Source organism: Sphingobium salicis subsp. salicis, assembly GCF_049472635.1.
GTDB lineage: Bacteria > Pseudomonadota > Alphaproteobacteria > Sphingomonadales > Sphingomonadaceae > Sphingobium > Sphingobium yanoikuyae_A.
This window is the reverse complement of sequence record NZ_JAYRCS010000001.1, coordinates 4,560,450-4,587,423: the sequence shown is the minus strand read 5'-3', so window position 1 is coordinate 4,587,423 and position 26,974 is coordinate 4,560,450. Positions and strand designations below refer to the sequence as shown.

General features: G+C 66.1%; 25 protein-coding genes. 9 read left to right on the top strand and 16 right to left on the bottom strand.

Translation table 11 applies throughout. The annotated features are described in order from the left end of the window. Positions 1-39 precede the first annotated feature (39 nt). Both VHN57_RS22115 and VHN57_RS22110 read right to left on the bottom strand, forming a co-directional pair. The gene (locus VHN57_RS22115; protein ID WP_423285502.1) at positions 40-1,026 is read right to left on the bottom strand and encodes an alpha-ketoacid dehydrogenase subunit beta; all 987 of its coding nucleotides are present in this window, start codon (positions 1,024-1,026) and stop codon (positions 40-42) included. Then, positions 1,023-2,018, bottom strand: coding sequence for a thiamine pyrophosphate-dependent dehydrogenase E1 component subunit alpha (locus VHN57_RS22110; RefSeq protein ID WP_423285500.1), 996 nt, complete (start codon positions 2,016-2,018; stop codon positions 1,023-1,025). Before VHN57_RS22110 ends, VHN57_RS22115 begins: the two co-directional genes overlap by 4 nt. Positions 2,019-2,222: 204 nt before the next feature. On the opposite strand from VHN57_RS22110, the gene VHN57_RS22105 reads away from it, so the two are divergent. Further along, positions 2,223-3,230 carry a zinc-dependent alcohol dehydrogenase family protein gene (locus VHN57_RS22105; protein WP_423285498.1) on the top strand — a complete coding sequence of 336 codons (1,008 nt, stop codon included), beginning with the start codon at positions 2,223-2,225 and terminating at the stop codon, positions 3,228-3,230. Positions 3,231-3,246: 16 nt separating this feature from the next. Beyond that, positions 3,247-3,546, top strand: coding sequence for a hypothetical protein (locus VHN57_RS22100; protein WP_017500048.1), 300 nt, complete (start codon positions 3,247-3,249; stop codon positions 3,544-3,546). Positions 3,547-3,675: 129 nt separating this feature from the next. Here VHN57_RS22100 and VHN57_RS22095 read toward each other — a convergent pair whose 3' ends face one another. Further along, positions 3,676-5,364 carry an FAD-dependent oxidoreductase gene (locus VHN57_RS22095; RefSeq protein ID WP_423285495.1) on the bottom strand — a complete coding sequence of 563 codons (1,689 nt, stop codon included), beginning with the start codon at positions 5,362-5,364 and terminating at the stop codon, positions 3,676-3,678. Between the two features lie 134 nt (positions 5,365-5,498). Here VHN57_RS22095 and VHN57_RS22090 point away from each other — a divergent pair, with 134 nt between their 5' ends. Beyond that, positions 5,499-6,299: an enoyl-CoA hydratase/isomerase family protein gene (locus VHN57_RS22090; RefSeq protein WP_423285493.1), complete on the top strand. Its 801-nt coding sequence runs from the start codon at positions 5,499-5,501 to the stop codon at positions 6,297-6,299. 140 nt (positions 6,300-6,439) lie between these two features. On the opposite strand, the gene VHN57_RS22085 is transcribed toward VHN57_RS22090, so the two are convergent. The 7 genes from VHN57_RS22085 to VHN57_RS22055 all read right to left on the bottom strand — a co-directional run bounded on the left by VHN57_RS22085 (position 6,440) and on the right by VHN57_RS22055 (position 13,168). After that, positions 6,440-7,543: a Gfo/Idh/MocA family protein gene (locus VHN57_RS22085; protein WP_423285491.1), complete on the bottom strand. Its 1,104-nt coding sequence runs from the start codon at positions 7,541-7,543 to the stop codon at positions 6,440-6,442. Between the two features lies 1 nt (position 7,544). Next, positions 7,545-7,775: a lipoyl domain-containing protein gene (locus tag VHN57_RS22080; RefSeq protein ID WP_270091921.1), complete on the bottom strand. Its 231-nt coding sequence runs from the start codon at positions 7,773-7,775 to the stop codon at positions 7,545-7,547. A 118-nt stretch (positions 7,776-7,893) separates the two neighbouring features. Next, a complete protein-coding gene (locus VHN57_RS22075) occupies positions 7,894-8,547 on the bottom strand; it encodes a carboxymuconolactone decarboxylase family protein (RefSeq protein ID WP_423285489.1) in 654 nt (217 codons plus the stop codon). A gap of 22 nt (positions 8,548-8,569) precedes the next feature. After that, positions 8,570-8,872, bottom strand: a complete 303-nt coding sequence (locus VHN57_RS22070) for a DUF1330 domain-containing protein (protein ID WP_004209480.1) — start codon at positions 8,870-8,872, stop codon at positions 8,570-8,572. A 17-nt stretch (positions 8,873-8,889) separates the two neighbouring features. Further along, complete coding sequence (locus tag VHN57_RS22065) at positions 8,890-10,287, bottom strand: MFS transporter (RefSeq protein WP_010335437.1); 1,398 nt, start codon at positions 10,285-10,287, stop codon at positions 8,890-8,892. A gap of 113 nt (positions 10,288-10,400) precedes the next feature. Then, entirely contained in the window at positions 10,401-11,819 is a 1,419-nt protein-coding gene (locus VHN57_RS22060) for an acyl-CoA reductase (protein WP_423285486.1), read from the bottom strand. After that, positions 11,816-13,168 carry a hypothetical protein gene (locus VHN57_RS22055; protein WP_423285484.1) on the bottom strand — a complete coding sequence of 451 codons (1,353 nt, stop codon included), beginning with the start codon at positions 13,166-13,168 and terminating at the stop codon, positions 11,816-11,818. Before VHN57_RS22055 ends, VHN57_RS22060 begins: the two co-directional genes overlap by 4 nt. Positions 13,169-13,270: 102 nt before the next feature. On the opposite strand from VHN57_RS22055, the gene VHN57_RS22050 reads away from it, so the two are divergent. Genes VHN57_RS22050 through VHN57_RS22040 form a run of 3 tightly spaced genes read left to right on the top strand, consistent with a single transcriptional unit; the run spans position 13,271 to position 16,063 of the window. Further along, positions 13,271-13,924, top strand: coding sequence for a TetR/AcrR family transcriptional regulator (locus tag VHN57_RS22050; protein ID WP_423285482.1), 654 nt, complete (start codon positions 13,271-13,273; stop codon positions 13,922-13,924). 52 nt (positions 13,925-13,976) lie between these two features. Beyond that, positions 13,977-15,203, top strand: a complete 1,227-nt coding sequence (locus tag VHN57_RS22045) for an MFS transporter (protein ID WP_423285480.1) — start codon at positions 13,977-13,979, stop codon at positions 15,201-15,203. Next, positions 15,200-16,063, top strand: a complete 864-nt coding sequence (locus VHN57_RS22040) for an SDR family NAD(P)-dependent oxidoreductase (protein ID WP_423285478.1) — start codon at positions 15,200-15,202, stop codon at positions 16,061-16,063. The genes VHN57_RS22045 and VHN57_RS22040 overlap by 4 nt, the downstream gene beginning before the upstream one ends. 98 nt (positions 16,064-16,161) lie before the next feature. On the opposite strand, the gene VHN57_RS22035 is transcribed toward VHN57_RS22040, so the two are convergent. From VHN57_RS22035 to VHN57_RS22020, 4 genes are all read right to left on the bottom strand, one after another. Next, on the bottom strand, positions 16,162-17,097 hold the full coding sequence (locus tag VHN57_RS22035) for an SDR family NAD(P)-dependent oxidoreductase (protein WP_423285476.1): 936 nt from the start codon (positions 17,095-17,097) through the stop codon (positions 16,162-16,164). Between the two features lie 2 nt (positions 17,098-17,099). Further along, a complete protein-coding gene (locus tag VHN57_RS22030; RefSeq protein WP_423285474.1) occupies positions 17,100-18,137 on the bottom strand; it encodes an NAD(P)H-dependent amine dehydrogenase family protein in 1,038 nt (345 codons plus the stop codon). A 26-nt stretch (positions 18,138-18,163) separates the two neighbouring features. Further along, positions 18,164-20,353, bottom strand: coding sequence for a TonB-dependent receptor (locus VHN57_RS22025; RefSeq protein WP_423285472.1), 2,190 nt, complete (start codon positions 20,351-20,353; stop codon positions 18,164-18,166). Between the two features lie 132 nt (positions 20,354-20,485). Next, on the bottom strand, positions 20,486-22,150 hold the full coding sequence (locus tag VHN57_RS22020; RefSeq protein WP_423285470.1) for an MFS transporter: 1,665 nt from the start codon (positions 22,148-22,150) through the stop codon (positions 20,486-20,488). A 160-nt stretch (positions 22,151-22,310) separates the two neighbouring features. Here VHN57_RS22020 and VHN57_RS22015 point away from each other — a divergent pair, with 160 nt between their 5' ends. Further along, the gene (locus VHN57_RS22015; RefSeq protein WP_423285468.1) at positions 22,311-23,567 is read left to right on the top strand and encodes an acetyl-CoA C-acetyltransferase; all 1,257 of its coding nucleotides are present in this window, start codon (positions 22,311-22,313) and stop codon (positions 23,565-23,567) included. A gap of 82 nt (positions 23,568-23,649) precedes the next feature. After that, a complete protein-coding gene (locus tag VHN57_RS22010; RefSeq protein WP_004209468.1) occupies positions 23,650-24,114 on the top strand; it encodes a MarR family winged helix-turn-helix transcriptional regulator in 465 nt (154 codons plus the stop codon). A 114-nt stretch (positions 24,115-24,228) separates the two neighbouring features. On the opposite strand, the gene VHN57_RS22005 is transcribed toward VHN57_RS22010, so the two are convergent. Both VHN57_RS22005 and VHN57_RS22000 read right to left on the bottom strand, forming a co-directional pair. After that, entirely contained in the window at positions 24,229-24,531 is a 303-nt protein-coding gene (locus tag VHN57_RS22005; protein ID WP_004209466.1) for a hypothetical protein, read from the bottom strand. Between the two features lie 199 nt (positions 24,532-24,730). Beyond that, on the bottom strand, positions 24,731-25,522 hold the full coding sequence (locus VHN57_RS22000; protein ID WP_423285466.1) for an SDR family oxidoreductase: 792 nt from the start codon (positions 25,520-25,522) through the stop codon (positions 24,731-24,733). Positions 25,523-25,741: 219 nt separating this feature from the next. On the opposite strand from VHN57_RS22000, the gene VHN57_RS21995 reads away from it, so the two are divergent. Continuing rightward, positions 25,742-26,968 (top strand): CaiB/BaiF CoA transferase family protein, encoded by a 1,227-nt coding sequence (locus tag VHN57_RS21995; RefSeq protein ID WP_423286098.1) that lies wholly within the window; start codon positions 25,742-25,744, stop codon positions 26,966-26,968. The last annotated feature ends 6 nt before the right edge of the window (positions 26,969-26,974 follow it).

Genomic DNA, 26,974 nt, shown 5'->3' with positions numbered 1-26,974 from the left:
GAAAGCGGCCGGATTACTGCCCCGGCCGCCTTCCGATCTTCAGGTCATCAGCGCCTTTACCGCGTCGGCCACCCGCTCGGGCGAGACGATATAGGCGTCCTCCAGCACCTTGGCGAAGGGCACCGGCGACTTGGGGGCGCCCAGCCGGCGGACCGGGGCCTTCAACTGGCCGAACAGTTCCTCGGCAATGGTCGAGGCGATCTCGCCGCCCGGACCGAAGTCGCGCACGGCTTCATGCACCACCAGCGCCCGGCCGGTCTTGGCGACCGAAGCCAGCACCGCTTCCCGGTCCCAGGGCGATACCGTGCGCAGGTCGACCAGTTCAGCCGAAATGCCTGCCTCCGCCAAGGCCGGTAGCGCGGCCTGGCAGCGCAGCAACTGCGACGACCAGGAGATGATGGTGATGTCGGTGCCTTCCTGCACGATCCGCGCCTTGCCCAGCGGGATCGGCGTCGCGACCTCATCCACCTCGCCCGGAATGAACAGGCTGCCGGCGGATTCAATGAAGATGCAGGGATCGGGATCCTGGATGCAGGAGAGCAGCAGCCCCTTGTAATCGGCCGGGGTCGAGGGCGCGACCACCTTGATGCCGGCGGTGTGAGCGAACCAGCCTTCCAGATGGTCGGCATGCTGGCCGGCCGTCTGCCAGCCCGCGCCGGTCAGGGTGCGGATGGTGATCGGCACTGTGCTCTGCCCGCCGGACATGAAGCGCAGCTTGGCGGCATGGTTGAAGATCATGTCCATGGCGACGGTGGTGAAGTTCATCAGCATGATCTCCGCCACCGGCTTGTAGCCGGCCAGCGCCGCGCCGATCGCCGCGCCGATGATCGCCTGTTCGGAAATCGGCGTGGATTTGACGCGATCGTCGCCGAAGCGGGTCGAGAGGCCAGCGGTGGCGCCGGTGACGCCGCCGCCTTCGCGGTCGGCGACATCCTCGCCCAGCACCAGCACCTTGTCATCCTCCGCCATCGCCTGGGCGAGCGCCGAATTGACGGCCTGGAGCGAGTTCATCTTCTTGGCCGTCATGCGGGCATCTCCTGGGCAAACACATCGCGGCGCAGTTCGTCGACCGACGGCAGCGGGCTGGCCAGCCCGAATTCCTGGGCATCCTCGACCTCGGCCTCGATCTTCGCCTGCATCTCGGCCAGTTGATCCTCGGTCGCGTGGCCCTGTGCCACCAGCCATGTCTTGAAGGCGGGCAGCGGATCCTTGGCGATCGCCGCGGCCTTCTCCTCCTTGGTCATATATTTGTCGTCGTCGCCCAGGACGTGGCCGAGGAAACGGAAGGTCTTGCATTCCAGCAGGGTCGGCCCCTCGCCCTCGCGGGCGCGGGTGATCGCCTCATGCGCAGCGGCGTACATGGCGAGCGGATCATTGCCGTCCACGGTATGGCCGGGCATGCCGTAGCCGATTGCGCGCTTGGCGATGAAGTCGACCGAGGTGCCATTCTCGTAGCGCGTATGTTCGGCAAAGCCGTTATTCTGGCACACGAAGATCACCGGCAGCTTCCACACCGACGCCAGGTTCAGCGCTTCGTGGAAGGCGCCGATATTCGATGCGCCATCGCCGAAATAGGCGATCGTCACCCGCTTCGACCCATCGAGCTTCGCCGCCCAGGCGAGGCCATTGGCGATCGGCATCGAGGAGCCGACGATGCCGGTCGTCACCATCACCCCGGTTTCGGGATGGGTGAGGTGCATCGGCCCGCCCTTGCCCTTGCAGGTGCCATCGACGCGCCCGGCAATCTCCGCCCAGAGCGGGCGCAGCGGCATGTCCTTGGCCACCATGTCGTGGATGCCGCGATAGATGGTGCAGATCTTGTCGTCGTCGGTCAGCAGCGACGAGATGGTCGCGGGGATCGCTTCCTGCCCGCGCGCCGAATAATAGGGCATGACCAGCCGCCCCAGGCGGATGGTCTTGCGGATCGCGTCGTCGTTGCGCTCGATCCGGATCATGCGGCGGTAGATGTCCACCAGCGCTTCCTGGCTCGGCGCCGGGGCGTTGCTCAACTCTGCCATGGGTTCCTCGATGGCTATGGAATGTGCCCCCTGCATTGGCCGTCGGGCATCGGGGGTCAACTCGCCCCGGCGATATGTGGTGCCGCGCCCCAAAAGGCGCGAAAATGCGTCGCTTTTCCGCGCGATTTCGCTCCACCGATATGCGGCCGGCGATGCTTGCAATGCGGTCCGATCGGCCCAAGCTGGCGGCAGGGAGAGCGCGCGATGACGAACATGCTGGCCGCCGTCGCCAAAGGCGGCGAAGGGATTGAGGGGATCGCGATCCACAGCGTGCCGATCCCGGTTGCAGGGCCGGGCGAGGCGCTGGTGCGGCTCAAGGCGGCGACGCTCAATTTCCGCGACCTGATCATCGCCCGCGGCATGATGGCGGGACTCGCCAAGGAACCCGATTATGTCCCGCTGTCCTGCGCCACCGGCGAGGTGGTCGCGGTCGGCGAGGGCGTATCGCGCGTGAAGCCGAGCGACCGGGTCAACCCGATCTTCGCGCTGGGCTGGCTGGAGGGACGACAGCCGAGCATGGCGATGCTGGGCGGCAGCGCCGACGGCGTCGCCCGCCAATATGCGGTCTTTCCGGCGGAGAGCCTGTGCATCGTGCCGGACGCGCTCGGCGATCTGGAGGCGGCGACTTTGACCTGCGCCGGCCTCACTGCCTGGAACGCGCTGTTCCTGCCCCGCCCGATCCAGCGGGGCGAATGGATATTATGCCAGGGCACCGGCGGCGTCTCGATCGCGGCGCTGCAATTCGCCAAGGCGGCCGGGGCCCATGTCGCCATCACCTCCTCCTCCGACGCGAAGCTGGCGCGCGCCCGCGCGCTGGGCGCCGACATCAGCGTCAATTATCGCACCGATCCCGACTGGCCGGCGGCGATCCGCCAGGCGCTGGGCGGGCGCGGTGTCGACATCGTCGTCGATGTGGTCGGCGCCAGCCAGGTGGAAACCGCCGCATCGCTGCTCAACCCCGGCGGGGTGATCGCCGCGATCGGCATGCTGGGGTCCGAGTTCAGCTGGCACCTGGCCGATGTTGGCGGCCATCCGGTCGCCCGCATCTCGGTCGGCAACCGCGCCGAGCATGCGGCGATGCTGGCCTTTTGCGCGCAGCATCGCATCAGGCCGGTGGTCGATGCGGTCTATGATCTCACCCGTCTGGCCGATGCCTGCCGCCATCTGGAAAGCGGCCAATTTTTCGGCAAGATCGGGATAAACCTACTCTAAATTCTGGAACGGACGCATGGACAAGAATGAAAAGGCGCGCGAGGCGGCCGAGCGCGTGCTGCAACTGGAGGCCGAACTGGAGGCGGAAGGCGATGCCCGGACCGGCGGCGACGAACTCGCCCATTCGCGCGCGGTGCTGCACCAATGGGTCGATACGGTGGTCGCGGTCGTGGCCTCGCCGGGGGTCGGCCGAGTGACCCTGATCCACGCCGATGGCGGCCAGACCAAGATCGCCTCGCCCAGCCTGCCCTTCCTGCTCTCGCGTCCGGCCCGGTTCGATGCGCAGGATGAAAATTCTCCGTCCGACGCGGGTTGAAAGCCGCCCACGGCTTCCTATCTGTGAATAGTCCCGGCCAGCCCCCTCAGGCCGAGACATCTTACCAGGCCCCCGGCGCACTCCCCCCGCGTCGGGGGCAATGGTTTTCCGGGCTATTCCCTTCCTTCGTTACTGATTTTCCAGCCCGGCCGCATGGCGTGCCGCGATATAGCCGAACACCATCGACGGCCCGATGCTGGCGCCCGCCGCGACATAGACATTGCCCATCACCGACGCGGTGGTGACGCCGGTGGCATAGAGGCCGGGGATCGGCGCGCCCGCGCCATCGACCACCCGCCCGCGTTCATCGGTGACGATGCCGCCATAGGTGCTGACATCGCCCGGCACGACCGGCACGGCGTAAAAAGGCCCCTTCTCGATCGAGCCCATGGAGCGTTCCGCGGAAAAGGGATCGCCCACGAAGCCGCAATTGTCATAGGCGCGCGCACCGCGATCGAAATCCCCATCCTTGCCGGCGGCGACGAAGCCGTTCCAGCGCGCCACCGTCGCGGCCAGAGTGGCGGGATCGGCACCGATGCTGGACGCCAGCCCCTCGATCGTGTCGGCACTGTGCAGATAGCCGCTTTCCACCCAGCCTTCGGGAATCGCCTTGTCGATGAAGCGGCCGGCGACCGCGTAGAGTTCGACATATTGACGGTCCAGGATCGCCCAGCTCGGCACCGCCGGCACGACTGCGTTCCGCCGGACCATCGTCTCGCAATACAGCTCGTAGCTGCCCCCTTCGTTCATGAAGCGGGTGCCGCCCTGATCGACCAATATGGCGTGCGGCTTGCCGGTCATCGACTGGGCACCGGGCGCGACATAGCCCTTGTCCCAGCCGGGCGCGGGGGTCAACTGATAGCCGACCATCTGGTCCATCTGTGCCAGCCGGCCGCCGATCCGCTCCAGTTCCTGCTGCATCTCGCCGGTATCGCCCTCGGGCGTCTGCGACCATTCGGCGCGGGTGCCGGGCATGTAGCGGTCGCGCATCGCCTGGTTGCGGGCAAAGCCGCCGGCATTGACCAGCACGCCCAGCCGCGCGCCGATCCGCCAGGGCTTGCCGTCCTTCACCGTGACGACGCCGGTGGCGATCCCCTCCTGCACGACGATCTCGCTTACCGGCGTATCGGTGCGGACATCGGCGCCGGCAGCCAGCACGGCTTTCAGCATCCGTCCCTGCAGCGCGGCCCCGGCCGTGGTATATTTGCGGCCCAAAAGCTTGTCGCGAATGGTGCGCAGCGCGATCTTGGCCATCAGCTTGCCCGACGCCTTGTTGGTGCGACGATGGCCCTGCGCCTCCATCCCCTCCACCAGCGTGACGTTGAATTCGGCAAAGCCCTGGCGCAACCGGTCGGCCCAGTCGCCCAGTTCCTTGCGGTTGAAGGGCCTGGCCACCACGGTGCGCGACGTCTTGCAGCCGCCGGGCTGCTCATCATAATAATCCGGCCAGAAGGTCGAACCGCGTTGCAGCGCCACCCCCTGATCCACCAGGAAATCGACCGCGCGCGGCGCCTGCGTCACATAGGCGAGGCGCTTCTCGCGCGAGGTGCCGGGGGCCGGATGGCCGTCCAGCGCCTGCAGCGCGTCGAGATAGGTCATCGCCGCCTCGGCACTGTCCGCCTCGCCATCGGCTGCCATGAAACGGTTGGCGGGAATCCACATGACGCCGCCCGACTTGGCGGTGGTGCCGCCGATCTTGTCGGTCTTTTCCAGGATGACGACCGACTTGCCGGCCTGGCGCATGACCAGCGCCGAACTCATCGAACCGGCGCCGCTGCCCACGACCACCCAGTCGAATATCTCGTCGAACCCGTCCATGCGCCGCTCTCCCTTTTCTGTGCATCCGGGCTATCGTGCCGGGGCGATGATGGGGAGGGCGAAGCCACGCTCATCGCCACGGCGACGTTGGAGCGGCGCGGTGCCATGCTAGAGCAGGCCGTGAGGAGAGACGCATGAGCCATGACCTGCCCGATTATCGCACCATCCTGCTGGAGCGGCGGGGGCGGCTGTTGGTGATGACCCTCAACAGGCCGGAAGCACTGAACGCGGTCAATCTCGACCTGCATGACGAATTGCCCGAGGCGCTGGCCTTTGCCGGGCGCGACAATGGCTCGGACGTTGTGCTGCTGACCGGCGCCGGGCGTGCCTTCTCCGCTGGTGGCGACATCGCCCATATGGAGCATAATGCCGCCAACCCACATCTGTTCGATCATGAGGCGCGGCAGGCGAAGCGGATCGTGTCCGCCCTGCTCGATATCGAAAAGCCGGTGGTGTGCCGGATGAACGGTCATGCGGTCGGGCTGGGCGCGTCGATCGCCTTGCTGTGCGACATCATCTTTGCCGCCGAGGGGGCGAAGATCGGCGACCCGCATGTCGGCATCGGCCTGGTCGCGGGCGATGGCGGCGCGGTCATCTGGGCGCAGCGGATCGGCCTTGCCAAGGCGAAGGAATATCTGCTGACCGGCGAACTGCTGAGCGCGGCCAGGGCGGCGGAGATCGGCCTCATCAACCATTGCCTGCCGGCCGATCAGCTGGACGGGGCGGTCGATGCCTTCTGCGCCAGGCTGCTGGCCGGGGCACCCAATGCGATCCGCTGGACCAAGATATTGACCAACATGGAATTGAAGCGGATCGCCGGCGCGGTGATGGAAGCCGGCATCGCCTATGAATCGCTCAGCGTGCGCACCGCCGACCACCGCGAAGGCATCGCCGCGCTCAAGGAGAAGCGGACAGCGAAGTTTACAGGGCGATAGGGCGATGGGAGGGGGCCATATCTCGATAGCGAGACACCCTTCCACCGGCTTCTCCGGTCCCCTTCGGCAGAATCACGCGCCTCTGCCGAACCTTGCAGGGGAGGATGTGTTGTCTGTCTCTCATCGCCTGCTAACGAAGGTCAGATTATATCCGCCACGCGCACCCAGCGGCGTTCGGCACTGGAGATGCGGATCGCTTCCTGGATGCGTTCGACCTCCAGCGCGCGGGTGAAGTCCGGGGCGGCCACGCCACGGCCGTGGATCGCGTCCACCATGGCCTGCATCGACAGCGCCATCGGATAGCTGGGCTGGGGCTCGCTCTGCCAGTCGAGGGCGATGCCGGGCGTCGCCTTGAACGTATCGGGCAGCGCCACATCCTCCAGCGTGCCGCCCAGTTGCCCGGCGCGCAGCGTGCAGTCGCGTGCGGTCGGGAAAGTGGGCGAAGTGGAGACCATCCGGCCCTTGTCGCCGAACAGGTCGAGCAGGAAACCGTCATGCAGCGCCATGCTCCAGCTGATCTGCATCTGCAGCACCAGCCCGCTTTCGAAGCGCAGGATGACATTGGCGAGATCGGTGGTTTCGGGCGTGATGGTGTCGCCGTCCGGGAAGGTCCAGCGCTTGAGTATCTGGCTGTCGTCGGCGACCAGTTCAGCGATCGGACCGAGGAGGTGGAGCAGCAGATAGAGCGCGTGGCTGCCATTGTTGCGCACCGCCGACACACCCTGCCCGGCCTGCGCGAACCAGTTATATGGGAACAGCTTGTTGGGCTGGTTGAACAGAGAGATGTTGAAATGACAGGTGCCGCCGAGCGGCGCGCCGATATGGCCATCGTCCAGCATCGCCTTCATCTGCCGCAGGGCGGGCAGATATTGCGAGAAGGCATCGACCACGCCGATGCTGCCGCCACCCCGCCAGGCCGTATCGATCGCCTTCGCCCCGGCCCAGTCGGGGGCGTGGGGGCTGGCATTATAGACATGTTTGCCATGGGCGAGCGCAGCCAGAACCATCGGCAGGCGGACGCTGGGCCGGGTGCCGAGGTCGACAATATCGATGTCGGGATCCGCGCACATCTCCTCCGCATTCCAGAAGGCGCGCGGCAGGCCGAGCCGCTGCTGCGCGGCGCGGGCCGTCTCCTCGCGCGAGGTGCATATCGCCGTTACCTCGACGCCGGGAATGGCGCGCCAGGCCGGCAGATGCGCGAAGGCGCCCCAGGCGGCGCTGACAATGCCGACGCGCAGCACCATCTTATTCGATCGTGCCCAGAACAGTGCCGACCTCATAGGTTTCGCCCGGCTGGGCGATGATGCGCAGCGTGCCGCTGGCCGGCGCCTCGACCTCGTTTGCCGACTTGTCGGCTTCGAGCAGATAAAGCGGCTGGCCCTCGGCAACGGTCGCGCCGTCTTCGGCCAGCCATTCGGCGATCTGCGCCTCAGTCATGGAAAAGCCGATCTTGGGCAGCAGGATGTCGGTGGCCATGGTGTGTCCCCTTTGAAACAGCGAATATCTGTTCCCCTGCTATCGCGCCTTTGGCGGCGGACAATGCGCAAAAGCGGCCCGCCGCCGCCATATCACCGGCGCGATAAGGGGACGGCGATCAATAGCCGCGCGTGTCCGTCCAATTGTCACTTTCGCCCGGCTTGAAGGTCTTGCCCGGCGTCCTGCCCGATCCGGTCTTGAGGTCGAAGCCGATCGGGTCGGCCCCGCCCTCGATACCGACGCCGAAGGAGGAGAGCGCCCAGCTGGTCATGACATAATGGCCGATCGAAAAGACCAGATCCATTTTCTGCCGCGTGTCGAAATGGGCGCCCAGCCCGTTCCAGGTGGCGTCGCTGATCTTGCCGTCCTCGATCAGTTCGTCGACCGAGCGCAGCACCAGTGCGTCTTGCTCCGCCCAGTCGCCGCCTTCGGGAAAATCGCGGATCGCGCCGATCTCTTCCAGGGTGATGCCGGCGTTGAGCGCATAGCCGACATGATTATGCCACTCATAGGCCGAGTTCACCCGCCAGGCGACGCGCAGGATCAGCAGTTCGAGCGCACGCGTCGAGAGGCTGTTCGCCATCAGCAGATGCTTGCCCCAGATATTATAGACCTTCCCCAGCGGCGGATGGTTGGCCATCACCATCATGACATTGGTCTTGGACCCTTCCTCCCAGGCATTGGGTTCGCCCCAGAAGGCGAAAACCTCGCGCGCGTCGTCGGTCCACTGGTCGCGCGGCAGATGGGAAATACGGGGGGTGATGTCGGTCATGATGCGTCCTTGATGGAGAATCTCAAAGTCCCTCGACCAGCAGCACGCGATAGGGCGCTGCCTTCATCCGATAGGGCAAGGCCGCCTGATATTCAGGGCTGTCATACCAAGCGCGGGCCTTGGCGGCGTCGGGAAATTCCAGGATGATCGCGCCGTCCGCGCCGTCGCCTTCCAGCAATTGCTGCGCGCCATAAACGGCGAGCGGACGGATGCCGTAATGGGCGACGAAGGTCGCGGCATTGGCGCGGTTCATCGCGCTATAGGTGTCCATCGCTTCCTGATCGGCGATCGGGCCTTCGCGGGTGACGATCATATAAGCGGGCATCGGCAGCGTTCCTCGCGTCAGTGGATGGCGGCGGGCATGGTGCTGCGGTCCCAGCCGCCGGCCGCGGCGAAATCCTTGCGGCAGCTGCGGCTGGCGAACCAGGCGAGGATGGTGCTGGGAATGCCGACCAGCAGCGCCCAGCGCATCGCCATGCCGAGCGAATCCTCGCCATAGACCGGGCGCAGCGCATCGCTGAGCGCGCCGACCAGCACCGGTCCGCCGCCCAGGCCGACGACCTGGATCGACACCATCAGCACCGCGATCGCCGTGGCGCGCGAGCGCGAGGGCACCAGCCCCGCCACCACCGCCATCAGCGGCGCAGCAGACAGGCCACCCAGCAGCATGTTGAGGCCATAGAGCGGAAAGACCCGCTCGCCCGGCCCGGTCAGGATCATCCAGCCGATGGCGGTGGCGCAGGCGCCCGACAGCATCAATATCCAGACATACCAGCGCATGTCGCGGCGGCCGAGATAGTCGGCCAGCGGTCCGCCCAGCGTATGGCCGATTGCCGAACCGAAGAAGAGCGCGCCGCCCATCTGCAACCCGGCCTGGCTGGCTGGCATGCCATGGGTCCGTTCCATGAAGGCCGGCGCCCAGCTGATGAAGCCCATGGTCAGCAGCGCATTGAGCGACGCGGCGGCGATCAGCGGCGGCAGGGTGCGGATCGCCAGCAATTCGCGCGCGGTCTGCAGGAAGGGCACGGGCCGCGCCTGTTCGGCCGAGGCGCCGTCGGCCAGGCCCGATCGGCTGTCGCGCAGGGTGAACCAGACGATCGGCGCCAGGATGAAGCCGGGGATGGAGGCAAAAATCAGCGTCTCGCGCCAGCCATAGGCCTGCACCGCCCAGCCGCCGACGGCCGGGCCGAGGAAGGTTCCGAGCGAGGCGCCGAGCAGGAAGATGGACAGCGCGGTCGCGCGCTGGCGGATCGGGAAAAGGTCTGCGATCCAGGCCTGGGACGGCGGGGTGAAGCCGCCTTCGCCAAGGCCGATGCCGGCGCGACCGATGAGCAGGATCCAGAAGCTCTTCGCCAGGCCGCAGACGATGACGGCGGCGCTCCACACCGTGGCGGCGATGGCGACGATCTTGCGCTTCGACCAGCCATCGGCCAGCCGCGCTAGCGGGATGATGGCGAGGATATAGACGATCGCGATGATCATGTCCTTGGCCATGCCGATTGCCGCGTCGGACAGGCCCAGTTCGTGGCGGATCGGCTCCACCATCACCACCATTAGATAGCGTTCACCCTGGACCGAGGCCGACACCAGCACCATCAGCAGCAGGAAATAGGCGCGATAGGCCATGGAGGGCAGCGCCTCGGGCGGCGTGACGGCGGAAGCCGTGTCGAAATGCGGGTCGCTGTCTGCCATGCGCTTGTCCTCACCTGTTGCGGCGCGGTCGTGGCGCGCGACGATCATGCGGCTGGAGCCGTCTTGTCCGGGCAGGATTTGAAACCGGTTCGACGCGGGAGGCAATGCGGGCGGGAAAGGATCGCTTGCGCGATGGCCCCTCCCCGCCCGATCGAGGAGGATCAGGCGTCTTCGTCGCTCATCCAGTGGACGAAGCGCTGCAGCGGCAACATGCCGTCATGGGCGCCGCCCATCACATGCTTGGCCGCGCCACCGAGCCGCACGACCCGCTGCGCCCCGGCGCTGGCGAGGCGGTCGCGCAGCGCCAGTTTGCGCTCGGGCGGATAGATGCCGATCGTCTGGGTCGCGACATTCACATAGCGGACCGCCGCATCGAGTGACGCGACATGGACGACATTGGCGGTCTTGTTGCTCGGGTGGAAATCGACCGGCTCGTCGGTCAGGATGACGAGGCCGCGGCCATCGGGCTTGCCCCAGACTTTGGTGTCGTCGCCCATCAGGGTCAGCACCTCGATCTCGTCACGCACCTCGACCGGCAGCGGATGGGCCACAGCCGAGGCCGTTTCGCGATCCAGGCCGAGCTTCTGCTGCAACCTGGCGCAGAAGGATTCGACGCCAGCGCGATCGCCCTCGACGAAGATGAAGCGGCTGGCGAGGCAGGCTTCCTGATTCATCGTCGCGACGTCGGTGGCGGCGGCATCGGCGACCTCGTCGATGACGGCGGGATCGAACCCTTCCGGCCCGATCATCGAGATCGACGTCTTGGGATCGAACGACACCATCTGGATGCCGGGGCCGAGATATTTGATGACATTCTTGATCGCGTCGCCGCCGCCCCAGGCGACGATCTTGTCGAAATATTGCGGGCGATAGAGCGTCCCTTCGATCCGTTCGTCGCCGCCGCGCCAATAGACCGCCGACATCGACCGGACGACCGGGTGATCGGGATCGACATCGGCCATGGTGCGCAGCATCGCGACACAGGTGAAGGGGTCGCTCGACGGCATCTTGAAGACGTTGACCGCCTTCACCAGCGCGCCCTGCGCAATCGAGGAGATGCAGCCGGTGGGCGAATTGCCGGCCAGCATATGCACCATGCGCGGTGGAAAGGCGCGCAGCGCGCCGCGATTGCCGTGCATGTCGGTGCGCTCCACCCAGCGGTCGAGCGCGGCGGGGTTGAGGAAGCTCGATTCGATGCTGCAGCGCAGCCCCTCGGGCGTCAGGAAATGCTTGGCCCGGCGGAACAGATTTTCCACCACCCGGCGCGGCAACGGATTGACCTTGACCGTATGTTCGAGTGCCGCCTGCAAATAGGGATTGGTCTCGAAATCCATCCGCTGTCCGGCCTCGACCAGGAAATCGATGATCTCGCTGACCGGCACGTCGAGCAGCGGCGGCAGTTCGGATCGCGGCGCGACCAGCGCATTGAGGTCGATCTGCGGCGTCGCGAAATCGACGCCCAGATCGCGCGAGCGATGGCGCACCGCCCCGCCCTCGACCAGTTTGCCACGCACGAAATGATCGACGCGGATCGGTTCGGCCGCCGTTTCGACCGGGGACGTCTGTTCAAGCACGCTCATGCCACACCTCGCACATAGGCATCGACGGTACCCGCGCAGCCGATCTTGTCGTCGCCGTCCAGATCGGCATAGCGGGCTATATTGTCGCGAATGGATGGCCCGCTATTGCCGCAGGCACAGGGGCTGTAGTCGACCGATATCCGGTCGCCGGTAATGACCCCGCCCCAGCGCCCGTCGAGCGACAGGTCGAAGAAGGCGGCCCGCCCCTCGACCTCGCCATCATGATCATGGGCGATCAGCGCATCGCCATCCTTGTCCAGGATCATCGGCACGATCCAGGGCGGCACATGATAACGCCCGCCCTCGCGGCATTTGGGCATGCCGCTATTGAGTTCCTGCATCGAATAATTCTGGAAATGCCGGCCTTCGGGAATGTTGAAGGTCTCATGCACGAACTGCTGATAATCGTCCGGCAGTTGCGCACGCTTCAGGCCGCCGCCGATATAGATGCAGTTGTCCGGGTTGAAATCCTTGGCGCTATAGCCGCGCTCCCGCACCGCCTTGGCGACATGGTAGAGCGCGTTCCACATGCCCGCGATATAGAGTTTGTCGGCGCGATGCTCGATCATCGCATCGGCGGCGATATGGACGGCGGCGTCCATCGCCTCCTGCCGGAAACGGGACGTTTCCTCGAACTCGGCAATGTCGCCGGGCAGCGCGCTGCCGTCCGCCATCGCCTTGCGCAGCACGACCATGCGGGTCAGCGAGCCGACGGTGATCGGCGGCACCGGATATTGGAACATGTCCTTGGCGGGATCGCCAAAGGCCGCGCGCTGGGCCTCGCCAATAATCTCGTTCTTGGGCACCTTGGCGACCGGGGCCAGGCCCATGATGCGGCGGTCCTGCGCCGGCTGCACGCCCGATCCCCAGGCGAAGACATTGACAGTGTCGACCTTCGACCAATCCATGTCCGCCTGCGACGCGATCAGCATCGCCGACTTGCCGGTGGTGCCGCTGGAGCAGGAGACATAATGGCCCACGGCCTGTAGCCGGTCGATCCAGTCGTCGACATCGGTGATGCCATCCAGGTCGATATCGGTGACCGGGTGGGCCGAAATGGTGTTGAGCCACTGGGTCAGCTTGTCCCAGCGCTGCTGCATCAGCCAGTTTTCGGGATAGCTCTTATAGGCCGTGTGCGGAAACAGCAGCTTCACCGCGTCGTCGAGCGAGGTGACTGCGCTGATTCCCGCTTCCCGCGCGCGGTGGCCGAGCAGGCGTATGCCGTCCTTCTTTTCCTGGAACCGCTCGTTCAGCGCCGCGATCTGCGCGTCGCGCAATTCGGCGTGGGGAATGTTGAATCGATAGTCCGAACTGACCAGTCCGGTGAGGCGATCGGCCTGCGCGCCCATATCCCGCTCCTTGCCCTTGTGGCTCCGGTGCATTAATAGCACCTGATGCGTATCATTATGCATGATTCGCAAAAGGCGGCAAGGGCCATAATGATGCTGGTCATGGACACACCGATTTCAGACCCCCGCCCCGCCGCCGGGCGCCCGACCCGCGAGCAGGCGCAGGCACGCCAGGCCGAAATGCTCGACGCCGCGCTCGACATGTTCCTCGACAAGGGGTTCGAGCTGACGACGATGGAGGCGGTGGCTGCCGCCGTGGGCATGACCAAGCGCACCATCTATGCCCGCTATCCCGACAAGGCGGCGCTGTTCATGGCAGCGGTTGGTCGCGCGATCGCGCGCACCGCCACGCCGCGCGCCGCGCTGGAGGCGATCGCCGGGGACGATCTGGAAACCATATTGGTCGCGATCGCCCGGCTGCGCATCGCCGACCTGTCAACGCCCGAGGGTGTCCGGCTGCGGCGGATCATCACCACCGAATCCTATCGCTTCCCCGACCTTCTGATGCTGTCCTACAGTCAGGGCGCCCAGCCGGTGCACGACCATCTGGCCGATCTGCTGCGCCAGCATGATAGCGCCGGGGCGATTTGCGTGGACCGGCCGGACATGGCAGCCAGCCTGTTCATGACGATGGTGCTGGGCGGGCCGATCCGGCTGGTGGGATCACCCCAGCCGATGAGCGCCGCCGAGGTGAACGACTGGGTGCGGGCCGCCGTGCGCCTGTTCCTGAACGGCATAAGGACAAGATCGGACTAGCAACCCCCGGACCACCCGCAAGAGGGGGCCGGAACCGGATGAGGAGAGGGATATGGGATCGGCCTATTGGGGTGAGTTGCGGACGCATTGGCGGCCCCTGCTCGCCGCGACGATGGGACTGGGCTTCGGCATCGGCCTGTCCGCCTACACGATGAGCCTGTTCGCGCCGAAGATGATCGGCGAGTTCGGCTGGGAAAAATCGCAATTCGCGCTGCTGGGCAGCTTCGGCCTGCTGATGCTGATCATGCAGCCGATCACCGGGCGGCTGACCGACCGCTTCGGTGTGCGCGCGGTATCCGCCGTCGGCGTGCTGGCCGGGCCACTCGCCTATCTGGGCTTCGCCTTCCAGCCGGGCAGCATCCGCGCCTTCTTCGCCGTCGCCGTGCTGCAGATCATCCTTGGCACACTCACCACATCGCCGGTCTATACCCGCATCGTCGCCGAACGGTTCGAGCGGGCACGCGGCCTGGCCTTCTCGATCGTGATGACCGGTCCGCCGCTGGTCGGCGCGGTGATCGCCCCGCTGCTCGGTGGCTTCATCGAGAGCCAGGGCTGGCGCAACGGCTATCTGCTGATGGGCGGCGTAACCCTGGTCTTCGGGCTGATCGCCGTGCTGCTGACGCCCGCCCATATCGGCGTGCATCCCCATGAGGAGGTCGAGGAGGCAGGGGCGCCCGCGCCGGTCGGCAGCCGCGTCATCTTCCGCAATCCCGCTTTCTGGGTGCTGATCGTCGGCATGGTGCTGGTCAATTTCCCACAGGGACTCGCCTCGGCCCAGATGAAGCTGGTGCTGATGGACAGCGGTGCCGCGTCGCAGACCGCAACCTGGCTGATTTCCATCTATGCGATCGGCGTGCTGCTGGGCCGCTTCGCCTGCGGCCTGTCGCTCGACCGGATGCCGCCGCACCATGTCGCCGCGCTGGCGCTGGCGATGCCGGCGATCGGCATGGCGCTGATGGCATCGCCACTGGATGCGACCATCGTGCTCGCCCTCTCCGTCGCGATGATGGGGCTGGCGCAGGGGGCGGAGGGCGACATCGCCGCCTATCTCGTCTCGCGCCGCTTTGGCCTGGGCGTGTTCAGCCTGGTCATGGGTTTTGTCGGCGCAGCGATCGCGGGTGGCGCGGCGCTGGGATCGCTGACGCTCAGCCTGACCTTGAGCATCTGGGGAAGCTATGCGCCGTTCCTGGCGCTCAGCGCCTGCATCACTTTGGCCGGCGCCGCCCTTTTCCTGACCCTGGGGCGCCGCCCCCCCACCATGGAGCCCGTCTACGCATGAGCGACACCCAACGCACCGCGATCGTCACCGGCGCCAGCGCCGGCGTCGGCAAGGAAGCCGCCCGCGCGCTGCTGCAACAGGGTTGGCGGGTGATCGGCATCGGCCGCGATGCCGCCCGCTGCGCGGCCGCAGAGGCCGATCTCAGGACCGCGGCCGGCGCCGATTTCACGATGCTACGCGCCGATCTGTCGTCCATGGCCGACACCGCGCGGGTCGCGCGGGAGATTGCGGCAAGCGCCCCGGAGATCGATGCGCTGCTCAACAATGCCGGCGGCGTGGTGGCGGAACGGACGATCACGCCCGAAGGGTTCGAGGCGACCTTTGCCTCCAACCATCTCGCGCCCTTCCTGATGACGCAGACGCTGCTGCCCAATCTGCGCGCCGCTGCCGCCAGGAGGGGGCCGGGCGCGGTGCGCGTCATCGCCGTGTCCTCGACCGGGCATGAGCAGAGCCCCGGCATCCAGTGGGACGATCTCAGCTTCTCCGACAATTTCGTCGGTGGCGCGGCCTATTGCCATGCGAAGCTCGCCAATATCCTGTTCACCCGCGAACTGGCCCGCCGCGTGGCCGATGACGGCATCGTCGCCCACGCCATGCATCCCGGCGTGGTCGCCAGCAATTTCGCCAGCCACTGCGACGCGCCGATGCAGGCCTATATGGAATCGATCCTCGACCGATCGGTCACGCCGGCGCAGGCCGCCGACACATTGGTCTGGCTCGCCAGTGCCGAGGAGCCGGGGCGCAGCAGCGGCGGCTATTTCCATCAGCGCGCCGAACTGACGCCATCGGCCGCCGCGCAGGATGATGCGCAGGCGCTGAAACTGTGGCAGCTGAGCGAAGCGATGGTGGCGGGTTTCTAGAGCATCCTCCGATTAGGTTGAATCGGAGGATGCTCTAATTTCCTTTGGTTTGCCGCATTCTGCGAGTCGTCGGCTGTTCCAGCCGACTTCAGAATGCTCTAGCCCCGCCCCTCGGCCACGATGCGGAACTCGTCGAAGATATCGGTCGGGATGGCATAGCCGGCGCCATCGTCACGGATCCTGTCGATATGGGTGGCGACATCCTCGGCTGTCGGCGGTGCGTCCAGCCCATGATCCCATCCCTTCGTCGCGCCGACGAACACCCGCGCGATCCGGCCGCCCAGCGCGGAATAGATGCTGTGGGTCGAGGTGCAGCGATCATGCGCCAACCAGGCGACGAGGCCGGCGGTGAAGCGTGGATCGAAGCTGGGGCCGAGCGCCCGGCCCCAGGGATTATGGCCCAGCGTCCCCTCGCTCATGCCCGCCGACATGCGGCTGGCGGCATTGGGCATTACCGCGTTGCAAAGGATGCCGTGCGGGCGCCCCTCCTCCGCCAGATTGTGCATCAGCCCCATGACGCCGCCCTTCGCCGCGCCATAGGCGGACAGCTGGCCCATCCCCAGCATGCCGCCGCCCGATGTGGTGAGCACCAGCCGACCCCCGCCCTGCGCCCGCATGTGCGGCCAGGCGGCGCGCGCGACATTGAAGGAGCCCCGCACATGGACCGCGAGCAGCGCATCGAGATCGGCCGCCGTCAGATCCTCGATCGGCGCAAAGCGCATATTGCCGGCATTGGCGATCACCGCGTCGATCCGGCCGAAACGGGCGATGGCGAGGTCGATCATCGCCTGCGCGCCGTCGGGCGACGACACATCATCGCCATTGGCGATCGCGATGCCGCCCGCCGCGATGATCTCTGCCACGACGGCATCGGCCATGGTCGAGGACGCCCCCTCCCCCGTCACCGATCCGCCCAGATCATTGACGATGACGGCACCGCCCCGCGCGGCGATGTCCAGCGCATAGGCGCGGCCGAGGCCCCCGCCCGCCCCGGTGATGAGGATGGTGCGGCCGGTAAAGTCGATCCTGTCCATGCTCATCCCAGTTGCGCGATGATCTGCGGCAGATCGGCGGTGGTGCGGATGCCCGGCGGCGCATCGCAGACCGCCGGAATGGCATTCACCGCGCGATGGGCCGTCAGGCCCGGCGTGAAGGCGGCATAATCCTCCGGCGCGACCGGGAAGCTGATGTTGACGTCGAGCGGCGTGTCGCCCTGCACCTGGATACGCCAGCCGGATTCGCGCAATTCCCAGTCCGGCCGGTCGATGTCGCGGGTGCAATACCAGTTGGCGCGGAAGCGCAGCACGGCCTTGTCGCCCTGCATCCCCGATATGGTGATGCGCTGGGCGCCGACCGTGCCGGCGGCGATCGTGCCGGCCGCGATCGTCACGTCGCGGGTCGCCGCCGCCATTTCGCCGAACGCCTCCCACCGATCGACCGCGATGCCGGCGGCTTCGGCCAACTGGGCAAGCGATCCGGCGAAATCATGCTTCACATAATCGACCTTGCGCTGGTCGAACGCGGTCGGCGCGACGCCATAGCCCATGATGTTGAACAGCAGGTCGGGCGAATCCCGGCTTTCCATGTCGGCGAACTCGTCGATCGTCAGGCAATCATGCCGGCGCGAGAGCGAGAGCAAGGGAATGGTCAGCGCCTCGGTCACGAAACCGGGGCTGGAGCCGGTGCTGTAGATCGCGCTGTGGCCGGCCTGGCAGGCGGCCTCGATCCGGGCGCGGACATCCGGGTCCATGGAGGCGGGATGATGGAAATCGCCGCGCGTGGTGACGACATTCTTGCCCGATGCCAGCAGCCGGCACAGTTCGTCGATGTCGGTCCCCTGCCGCATATAGAGGACGCAATCGGCCGGGGTTGCGACCAGCGCGTCGACATCGCTGGTGGCGATAATGTCCTGCGGCGCCGTGCCGGCGAGCACACCGGCATCCTGCCCCGCTTTCGCCGCCGAACTGACCCACAGGCCGGCCAGATCCAGCCCCGGATGCTCGATCACCGCCCGCAGGGCGCGACCGCCGATATTGCCGGTCGCCCACTGGATCACCCGATAGTTTCTACCCATCGCCATCCTCTCCCTTGCCGCGCCGATCAGAATTTGACACCGGCCTGGACACCCCAGGTCGCGGGCGCACTCCAGACATTGCCGATGCCGAAATTATTGCTGAGCACCTGGGTGCGGTAGCGGCTGTCGGTGACATTGTCGCCGAAGACGGCCAGCGAGAAACGGTCGCTGGCGTCGGTCCATTCCGCGCGCAGCGCCAGCACCTCATAGCCCTTCTGCGCGAACTGGGTGCCGGACGGGCCGAAATAGAATTTCGAGGTGTAATAGAGATTGCCCGACAGGGCGAGCGACCCGCCCGCCAGATCGAGCGTGTAGCGCGCGCCCACATTGCCGGTGAAGTCGGGCGTGCGCTGCATATGCACGTCGTTGAGCTGGGTCGGCACGACGACGAAGCTGATCCCCTGCGCCGCGCAACTGGCGAGCGTGCAGCGCGTGTAGATCGGCGCATCCTCGAAATTGGTGTAGCGCGCATGGGTATAGGCGGCGCCGACATTGAACTGGAACCGGTCGGTCAGCCGGTAGGAAAGCTGGCCTTCCAGACCATAGATTTCCGACGAGGCGGCGTTGATGATCTGGGCCGAGGGCGGGTTGCCGCGATAGAGCGACACCTGCAGATTCTTGTAATCATAATAATAGGCCGACAGATCGACCGACAGGCGGCGATCATCATATTTGAAGCCGACTTCATAGGCGTCGATATCCTCGGGCGCGACCTTGTTGCCGGTATTGCCGCCGACGTCGAGAATGCCCGACTTATAGCCCTTGCTGTAGGAGGCGTAGACGCTCGATTCCTCGCTGGGCTTGTAGCGCAGCACCGCGCGCGGCGTGAACTTGTTGCCCTTGAGGTCGGGCACATAGGTGCGCACGCCGGAAAAGGGGATGATATAATAGGCGTCGCCGATCCTGTCGTGGCTGTAGCGCCCACCCACCGTCAGGAACAGGTCGGGCGTGAAGGCATAGGTGAGGTCGGCAAAGGCCGCATAGGATTTGCTGTTGGTGCCCGAACCGCCCAGCGCAATGCTGGCGAGCGGATCGCCGGCGGTCGGCGTGCCGACCCGAGTGCCCCATCGGTCCTTGTTGTTGAAGTAGAAGAGGCCGGCGGTCCATTGCAGCGGTCCGCCCGGCTTCGAGGTGAGCAGCAATTCCTGCGAAACGGTCTGGCTGCGCACTGGAATGTGCAGCAGGAAGATATTTGCCGCCGTGCTGTCCAGATCCTCGACGATCAGCGAATTTTCGTCGCGATACTGGGTGTAGGAGGTGAGGTCGGCAAAGCCCAGGTTCGCCTTCAGCGTGCCCTGGATCACATCATTGTTCGACAGGAATTCGGTCGGGCCGCCGGTCGCCACCTCATCATGTTTGGTGGCGTAGAGGCTGGGCGGCAGGTTGGTGCCCGCGCCGCCAATATCGTCGCCGACATAGATATTGGTGTTGAGCAGGGTCGGATCATCGGTGTCGCTATGGGTATAGCGCAGCAGCAGCGACACGGAATCGCTCAGGTCCGCCTTGATCCCGGTGCGCACCGACCAGTTGCTGTAGCGCCCGTCCCGGTCGCTGCCGGTGGTGATATTGTGGACGAAGCCGTTGCCGCGCCGGAACAGCCCTTCGACATCCATCGCCACATCCTGGACCACGCCGAAGGTGGCATAGCCCTGCACCGCCAGACTGTTGAAGCGGCCATAGCTGACCTTGAACTCGCCCGCGCCGTCGCTGCTGGGATCGGCCGTGGTCAGCAGGATCGCGCCGCCGGTGGTGTTGCGGCCGAACAGCGTGCCCTGCGGCCCTTTCAGCACCTGCACGCTTTTCAGGCTCATCAGCTGGAAATCGGCGGCCAGCGGGTTGGGCGAATAGAAGCCGTCGACATAGATGCCGACATTGGCGCCGCCGCCCGAGCTGGCGACCGCCGTGCCGACACCGCGAATGGTCGGTTGGACGAAGGCGGCCGCGCTGTCGAAGCGCAACGCCGGGGTGACGGTGGCGATGTCGGTCAGTTGGCTGGCGCCGGCGCTGGTCAGCTGATCCTGGGTGACGGTGGTAATGCTGATCGGCACGTCGCGCGACAATTCGGCACGGCGCTGGGCGGTGACGATGATCAGATCCTGGTCATTCTGGGCCGGCGGCGGCGCCGCCTCCTGCGCGACGGCCAGTTGCGACACGGTGGCCAGCAGCATGGCCGCGCCAATGCCCGACGAACGAATAAGCGTCTTCCGATGGATCATCCTTGCCTCCCATGATCGGTGCCGGTGGTCCGGCCTTCCCTATGGGTGGCATGATAAGGCCGAGAACCGCGGTCTCGCGCGCAGATAAGCGGCCCGCGGCTGACTCATCGCCTCGGCGTTGCCGCGCGCCGTTCAGGGGCCAAGATATCCGATTGTATCCTGTCGCGGATCGGGCGAGTCCGCGCGCCAGCGGACCGATCCGAACGGCCGCTCCAGCCGCCGCCGCACCCGCACCTCGCCCGCCTTGCGATCGAAGGCGCGCGCCACCTGCTGCGCCAGCTTGTCGGCCTGGGTGAAACGATCGCGCATATGGAGATAATCGCCCCAGGTCGGGCATTGATAGCGCTCGGTCCACAGTGCGGGATTGGCGATATCGCGCGCGATCGACCAGTTGAAGCCGCCATTGCGCATGCGGGTGCGCTGCACCTCCACCATCGCCGCATAGAAATCGCGCGCCTGGTCGGGATCGACATCATAATCGATCTCGATGATGACCGGGCCGGAGCGACGGGTGAGCGCCATGCCGACTTCCGGTTCGCCCGCAATGATGAAGGGCTCGACATCCGCCTCGCTGGTTTCGGGCAGTGGCAGCAGCCAGCCCACCAGTGGCAGAATGGCCAGTGCCAGCCCCGATCCATAGAGGGCGATGTCGACCGACCAGCTTTGCGCCACCAGCCCCCAGAGCAGCGCGCCGATCGCGATGCCGCCGGTCAGCGCCGAGGAGAAAAGCGACAAGGCCCGCGCTGTCACCCAGCGCGGCGCCGATAGCTGAACCGCAACATTGAACAGGGCGATCGTCAGGATATTTGCGCCGCCCGCGACCAGCAGTGCAAGGCAGGTGAGCGGCACATGGCGGCTGACCCCGACCAGCGCCAGCGCGATCCCGCTGACCAGCGCCAGCACGGCGGTCGTCCGCTGCGTTCCGAACCGGTCGCGGCATGGCCCGACCAGCAGTGCCCCGAGCACGGCCCCCACCCCGCTGGCGCCCAGCAACAGGCCATAGACGCTGGCATCGCCGCCCAGCAGATCCTTCGCCACCAATGGCGCCAGCGCCGACGCCGACGCCCCGGCCAGCCCGAACAGGAAGGCGCGCAACAGCACCGTGCGGATCGCCCCGGCATGCAGGGCATAGCGCATGCCCGACACCATCGCCCGGTGGAATTGTTCGGGCGGCAGGCGCGCAGGGACATGACGTCGCTGCCAGGCGAAGAAGGCGAGGAATAGCGGCAGATAGCAGATGGCGTTGATCGCAAAGGCGGCATGGGCGCCGGCCGCCAGCACGATGATGCCGCCCAGCGCCGGGCCGAAGCTGCGCGCGACATTATAGCTGATCGTGCCCAGCGCCACCGCCGCAGGCAGCAGGCGCGGCCCGACCTGTTCGCTGATCGACGCCTGCCAGGCCGGCGAATAAAGCGCCACGCCCGCACCGATCAGCGAACAGAAGGCGAGCAGCATCCAGGGCGAACTATGCCCCGTCCAGGCCAGGAAGGTCAGCAGCGCGGCGCAGGCCATGGAGAAGGCCAGGCCACTCATCGCGATCCGGCGGCGGTCGAACATGTCGGCAAAGGCCCCGGCGGGCAATGTCACCAGCATCAGCGGCAGCATCATCGCGGTCTGGACCAGCGCGACCATGCTGGGCGACGCGCTCATCCGCGTCATTTCCCATGCCGCGCCGACGCCCAGGATCAGCTGGCCGAAATTGGAGAGAAGGCTGGCGGTCCAGATCCGGCGGAACACCGGTTCGCGCAGCGGCGCGAAGCTGCCGCCCGTCGCCTGCGCGACTTCGCCTTGCGCCATCCGTCTCCCTCCTCATCATCTGCATGCCCAGCCTGCACCAGCCGGGCGACGCAGGCCAATCCACGTGCGATCAATCGCCTGTGCGATTGGGGGCCGTCCCGCTTCCATGCGATAGGATGCGAGAGCCGCGCCTGCGGAAAAAGATACCGGGAGAAGATGCTTGACCGACGCCTATATCATTGATGCCGTCCGCACCCCGCGCAGCATCGGCAAGATGGGCAAGGGCGCGCTGTCGCACATGCACCCGCAGCATATTGCAGTGGCGGTGCTGAAGGCGCTCAAGGATCGCAACAACCTCGACACCGCCGATGTCGACGACATCATCTGGGGCACCAGCGCACAGATGGGACTGCAGGGCGGCGACCTTGGCCGGATGGCGGCGCTCGATGCGGGCTATGACGTCAAGGCTTCGGGCGTGACGCTGGATCGCTTCTGCGGCAGCGGCCTCACCGCCACCAACCTGGCCGCGGCGCAGATCATGTCCGGCATGGAGGATCTGGTGATCGCCGGCGGGACCGAGATGATGTCCTATGTCACCTGGTATGGCCGGTCGCTGCGCGAAGCGGGCGTGAAGGCCGCTGGCGGCCTTGGCACCGGCAATATGCGGTTGCAGGACAAGCATCCCCAGTCGAACCAGGGCGTGGCCGCCGATGCGATCGCCGCGATGGAAGGGATCACGCGCGAAGATCTGGATGCGTTCGGCGCCGAAAGCCAGCGCCGCGCCGGCATCGCGCTCAAGGAAGGCCGCTTCGCCAGGTCGACCGTGCCGGTGCATGACGAGGATGGCAGCGTCGTGCTGGACCATGAGGAATATCCCCGCCCCGACACCACCGCCGAGCAGCTGGCCGGGCTGAAACCCGCCTTCGCCGCGTTCATGGACATGCCCTCGTGCCAGGACGGGCCGACCTTTCGCCAGCTCATCAACCAGAAATATCCCGATCTCGCGATCGAACCGCTGCATCATGCCGGCACCTCGTCGGGCGTGGTCGACGGCGCGGCGGCGATCCTGCTCGCATCGAAAGCCTATGCCGACGCCCATGGGCTCAAGCCCCGCGCCCGCATCGTCGCCACCGCCAATGTCGGCGACGATCCGACGCTGATGCTGAACGCCCCGGTTCCGGCCGCGCGCAAGGTGTTGGCCAAGGCCGGGCTGACCGTGGCCGACATCGACATATTCGAGGTCAATGAAGCCTTTGCCGTAGTGACGGAGAAGTTCATCCGCGACCTGGGCGTCGACCGGGCCAAGCTCAATCCCAATGGCGGCGCGATTGCGCTGGGCCACCCGATCGGCGCGACCGGGGCGGTGTTGATCGGCACCGCGCTCGACGAGCTGGAGCGCAGTGGCGGCCGTTATGCCCTGATCACCATGTGCGCGGCCGGGGGCATGGCGCCCGCGATCATCATCGAACGTGTCTGATCGGATCGTCCGGCCGCCGCGCTGCGCCGAACAGGAGGAGGCTGCTTTCGTTTCGCCGCGATGGCGCTATGCTGCGCGCACAATGGAAAGCCTGCAGGACAAGACACTCGCCGACAACCCGCCGGCGCTGATGCGCAACGCGACGATGAAGCTGACGATCATCGCCCGTCAGCTGCGCGCGCATTTCGACCAGAGCGTGGTGCGGCTGGGCGTCACCCGCTCGCAATGGACCGTGATCGCGGCGGTCGCGCGCTATCCCGGCACCACCCAGCGCCATATCGCCAATCTGCTGGAAATGGCCGAGGCATCGGCCGGGCGGCTGATCGACCGGCTCTGTGCCGACGGACTGCTGGAACGGCGGCAGAAGGATGATGATCGGCGCGCCCATGCCGTATTCCTGACCGAGCGCGGCCAGGCGATCACCATGCAGCTGTCGGGCATCGCGCAGGAGAATGAGGAGGTCGCCTTTGCCGGCTTCTCGGCCGAGGATTTGAAGCGCCTCAACAGCCTGCTCGACACGATTTCGGAAAATATCGTCAAGCCCTGAAGGCTGGCGCCATCCCGGCGCCCCTCCCTTCCCGGACATAAAAAAGGGCCGCCCTGTTATGGGGCGGCCCATTCGCTATCGGCCGGCGCAGGGGAGGCCGCGCCCGGCGATCTCTTAGTGCGCGGTCAGCAGATCCTTCTTCGACAGGCTGGTGGTCAGCTTGCCGTCGGCGGCGGTCAGGCTGGACGCCGGCACGTTCACCATCTTGCCGTTGAGGATGATCTGGGCGTTGCCATCGGCCGCGACGCGATAGATGGCGGCCAGACGATCGCCGCTGGCGGTGTAGAGCATCTTGCCCTTGTAATCGGCGGCAGCGGTGGCCGCGCTGATCTGGACGGCTTCGCCAGCAGCAGCGACCTGCGGCAGGGCGGCAGCGGCGAGAGAGAGCGACAGGGCGATCTTGGCGAAACGAGTCATGGCACAACCTCTTCAACTAAAAGCGGGTCGGGGAGATATATCCCCTTAACACTAAGCTAGGTTAGCTATTGTTGGCGATAATGTCAACCTAGCTTAGTATTTATTTTTGCATGTGCGAACAGCGGCTTGAGCGGGCAGACAAAAGGCCGCGTCCATATGGAACGCGGCCTCTTCGTCCCATGGACGCAGCCCCGGAGCTTCAGCGCGGCGGAAAGCGAATCGCGCCGTCGATGCGGAACAGCTGAGCATTGATGTAGCTGTTGCGCGTGATCTCCAGCGCCAGCCCGGCAAATTCCTCGGGCTTTCCAAGGCGCTTGGGGAAGGGGACGCTGTTGTTCAGGCTTTCGTACATGGCCGGGTTCATGTCCTTGAAGCGCAGCATCGGTGGCGTTGCAAAGATGCCCGGCATGATCGCATTGACGCGAATCCCCAGCTCCATCAGGTCACGCGCCATCGGCAGCACCATGCCATTGACCCCAGCTTTCAGCGAGCCATAGGCGACCTGGCCGACCTGCCCATCCTGCGCCGCAGCACTGGAGGTCAACAGGATGCTGCCCCGCTCGCCATCCTCCAGCGGGTCGAGCGCCGCCATGCCGAGCGCCGCGATCGAAGCCATGCGATAGCTGGCGACCAGCACGCCTTCGGCCGAAATCGCATAATCCTGCGTCGACATGCGCTTGAAGCCACCGGCCTCCTTGTCCTTCGACACGGTCTTGCCCCCCTTCGACACGACCGCGCAATGGACCAGGATGCGTTCCTGCCCCTGCGCCGCCCGTGCCGCGTCGAAACCAGCGAGCACGCTGTCTTCCGACATGATGTCGACCTTGCAGAAGGTGGCGCCGACCTCCGCCGCGATCGCCTGGCCGCTATCCTCGTTGATATCGAAGATCGCGACCTTCACGCCGGCGTCGCGCAGCGCCCGCACCGTCGCCAACCCCAGGCCCGACGCCCCGCCGGTCACCACGGCGGACAGGGAAGAGTCGAGTTTCATGGCATGTCTCCCATATCTGTTTTCGGATCGGCTATGGCACAGCGGCAAGGCGGCTCAAGCCATGGCCCGGCCGACGCCGGCAATATCGCCGCGGCGCTAGGCAGCCGGGGCGCATCGCGATAGCGATAGCAGGCCCGCCGGACTTGCGGCGACCGGCGCAGCTTCTACCCTTTCCCCAACAGGTCGCATCATGCGGCGAATGAGGGGATGGCTGATTTTATGACCCAGGTGATGAAGGGGGTGCGCGTTCTGGAAGTGGCGCAGTTCACCTATGTGCCGGCTGCCGGCGCGATCCTGGCCGACTGGGGCGCGGACGTCATCAAGATCGAGCATCCGGTGCGCGGTGACACGCAGCGCGGGTTCCTGAACATGGGCGGGGTGCAGCTCGATCCACTGCGCCACACATTGTTCGAGCATCCCAATCGCGGCAAGCGCAGCGTCGGCATCGACCTGTCGACCGAGGAAGGCCAGGCCGTGCTCTATGAGCTGGCCAAGAGCGCGGACGTGTTCCTGACCAACTATCTTCCCCAGGTGCGGCAGAAGAACAAGTTCGAAGTCGAGCATATCCGCGCAGTCAATCCGAATATCATCTATGCCCGTGGCAGCGCACTGGGCAACAAGGGGCCCGAGCGCGAGGTCGGCGGCTTCGACGGCACCTGCTTCTGGTCGCGCAGCGGCGTCGCCCATGCGATGACGCCCGAGGAACTGCCCGGCCCGCTGACCCAGGGCATTCCCGCCTTTGGCGATTCCATCGGCGGCATGTTCATTGCCGGCGGCATTTCCGGCGCGCTGTTCCACCGCGAAAAGACCGGCGAGGCGGTCGAGCTGGACGTTTCGCTGCTGTCGAGCGCCTGGTGGGCATCGGGCGCGCTGATCGCGCAGGTGATGGAGACCGACATCCTCACCCGCAACGGCATGCCGAGTTCCGGCGGGTCGCTGCGCAACCCCTTCATGGGCAATTTCCGCACCTCGGACGGCGGCACGATCAACCTGTGCATGGTCAGCCCAACCGGCCTGATCGCCGACACCTTCACCCATGTCGGCGTGCCCGAGGCGGCGGACGATCCGCGTTTCAAGGATGTGCTGGCGCTGATCGAGAATGCCGGCGCGGCGAGCGACATATTGGTCAAGGCTTTCGGGGCGAAGCCCTTCGCCTATTGGCGCGAGCATTTGAAGACGATGAAGGGCCAATGGGCACCGATCCAGAGCTTCAAGGATCTGCTGACCGACGAGCAAGCCATCGCCAACGACATGATCATCGAAGTGGAGGGCGCCGATGGCGGCGCACCGCTGCGGCTGGTGCGCGGCCCGGTGCAGTTTGACGGCCAGCCGGTGCAGACCACCCGGTCGCCCCAGGCATCCGAACATACCGAACTGGTGCTGATGGAACTGGGCGTCGAGTGGGACCAGATTGAACAATGGAAGGCCAGCGGCGCTATTGCCTGAAGGGGC

What these genes read in the sequence shown, in the direction of transcription:
- VHN57_RS22115 (WP_423285502.1), bottom strand. Translation starts at nt 1,026, where the DNA reads ATGACGGCCAAGAAGATGAACTCGCTCCAGGCCGTCAATTCGGCGCTC.
- VHN57_RS22110 (WP_423285500.1), bottom strand. Translation starts at nt 2,018, where the DNA reads ATGGCAGAGTTGAGCAACGCCCCGGCGCCGAGCCAGGAAGCGCTGGTG.
- VHN57_RS22105 (WP_423285498.1), top strand. Translation starts at nt 2,223, where the DNA reads ATGACGAACATGCTGGCCGCCGTCGCCAAAGGCGGCGAAGGGATTGAG.
- VHN57_RS22100 (WP_017500048.1), top strand. Translation starts at nt 3,247, where the DNA reads ATGGACAAGAATGAAAAGGCGCGCGAGGCGGCCGAGCGCGTGCTGCAA.
- VHN57_RS22095 (WP_423285495.1), bottom strand. Translation starts at nt 5,364, where the DNA reads ATGGACGGGTTCGACGAGATATTCGACTGGGTGGTCGTGGGCAGCGGC.
- VHN57_RS22090 (WP_423285493.1), top strand. Translation starts at nt 5,499, where the DNA reads ATGAGCCATGACCTGCCCGATTATCGCACCATCCTGCTGGAGCGGCGG.
- VHN57_RS22085 (WP_423285491.1), bottom strand. Translation starts at nt 7,543, where the DNA reads ATGGTGCTGCGCGTCGGCATTGTCAGCGCCGCCTGGGGCGCCTTCGCG.
- VHN57_RS22080 (WP_270091921.1), bottom strand. Translation starts at nt 7,775, where the DNA reads ATGGCCACCGACATCCTGCTGCCCAAGATCGGCTTTTCCATGACTGAG.
- VHN57_RS22075 (WP_423285489.1), bottom strand. Translation starts at nt 8,547, where the DNA reads ATGACCGACATCACCCCCCGTATTTCCCATCTGCCGCGCGACCAGTGG.
- VHN57_RS22070 (WP_004209480.1), bottom strand. Translation starts at nt 8,872, where the DNA reads ATGCCCGCTTATATGATCGTCACCCGCGAAGGCCCGATCGCCGATCAG.
- VHN57_RS22065 (WP_010335437.1), bottom strand. Translation starts at nt 10,287, where the DNA reads ATGATCGTCGCGCGCCACGACCGCGCCGCAACAGGTGAGGACAAGCGC.
- VHN57_RS22060 (WP_423285486.1), bottom strand. Translation starts at nt 11,819, where the DNA reads ATGAGCGTGCTTGAACAGACGTCCCCGGTCGAAACGGCGGCCGAACCG.
- VHN57_RS22055 (WP_423285484.1), bottom strand. Translation starts at nt 13,168, where the DNA reads ATGGGCGCGCAGGCCGATCGCCTCACCGGACTGGTCAGTTCGGACTAT.
- VHN57_RS22050 (WP_423285482.1), top strand. Translation starts at nt 13,271, where the DNA reads ATGGACACACCGATTTCAGACCCCCGCCCCGCCGCCGGGCGCCCGACC.
- VHN57_RS22045 (WP_423285480.1), top strand. Translation starts at nt 13,977, where the DNA reads ATGGGATCGGCCTATTGGGGTGAGTTGCGGACGCATTGGCGGCCCCTG.
- VHN57_RS22040 (WP_423285478.1), top strand. Translation starts at nt 15,200, where the DNA reads ATGAGCGACACCCAACGCACCGCGATCGTCACCGGCGCCAGCGCCGGC.
- VHN57_RS22035 (WP_423285476.1), bottom strand. Translation starts at nt 17,097, where the DNA reads ATGGACAGGATCGACTTTACCGGCCGCACCATCCTCATCACCGGGGCG.
- VHN57_RS22030 (WP_423285474.1), bottom strand. Translation starts at nt 18,137, where the DNA reads ATGGGTAGAAACTATCGGGTGATCCAGTGGGCGACCGGCAATATCGGC.
- VHN57_RS22025 (WP_423285472.1), bottom strand. Translation starts at nt 20,353, where the DNA reads ATGATCCATCGGAAGACGCTTATTCGTTCGTCGGGCATTGGCGCGGCC.
- VHN57_RS22020 (WP_423285470.1), bottom strand. Translation starts at nt 22,150, where the DNA reads ATGGCGCAAGGCGAAGTCGCGCAGGCGACGGGCGGCAGCTTCGCGCCG.
- VHN57_RS22010 (WP_004209468.1), top strand. Translation starts at nt 23,650, where the DNA reads ATGGAAAGCCTGCAGGACAAGACACTCGCCGACAACCCGCCGGCGCTG.
- VHN57_RS22005 (WP_004209466.1), bottom strand. Translation starts at nt 24,531, where the DNA reads ATGACTCGTTTCGCCAAGATCGCCCTGTCGCTCTCTCTCGCCGCTGCC.
- VHN57_RS22000 (WP_423285466.1), bottom strand. Translation starts at nt 25,522, where the DNA reads ATGAAACTCGACTCTTCCCTGTCCGCCGTGGTGACCGGCGGGGCGTCG.
- VHN57_RS21995 (WP_423286098.1), top strand. Translation starts at nt 25,742, where the DNA reads ATGACCCAGGTGATGAAGGGGGTGCGCGTTCTGGAAGTGGCGCAGTTC.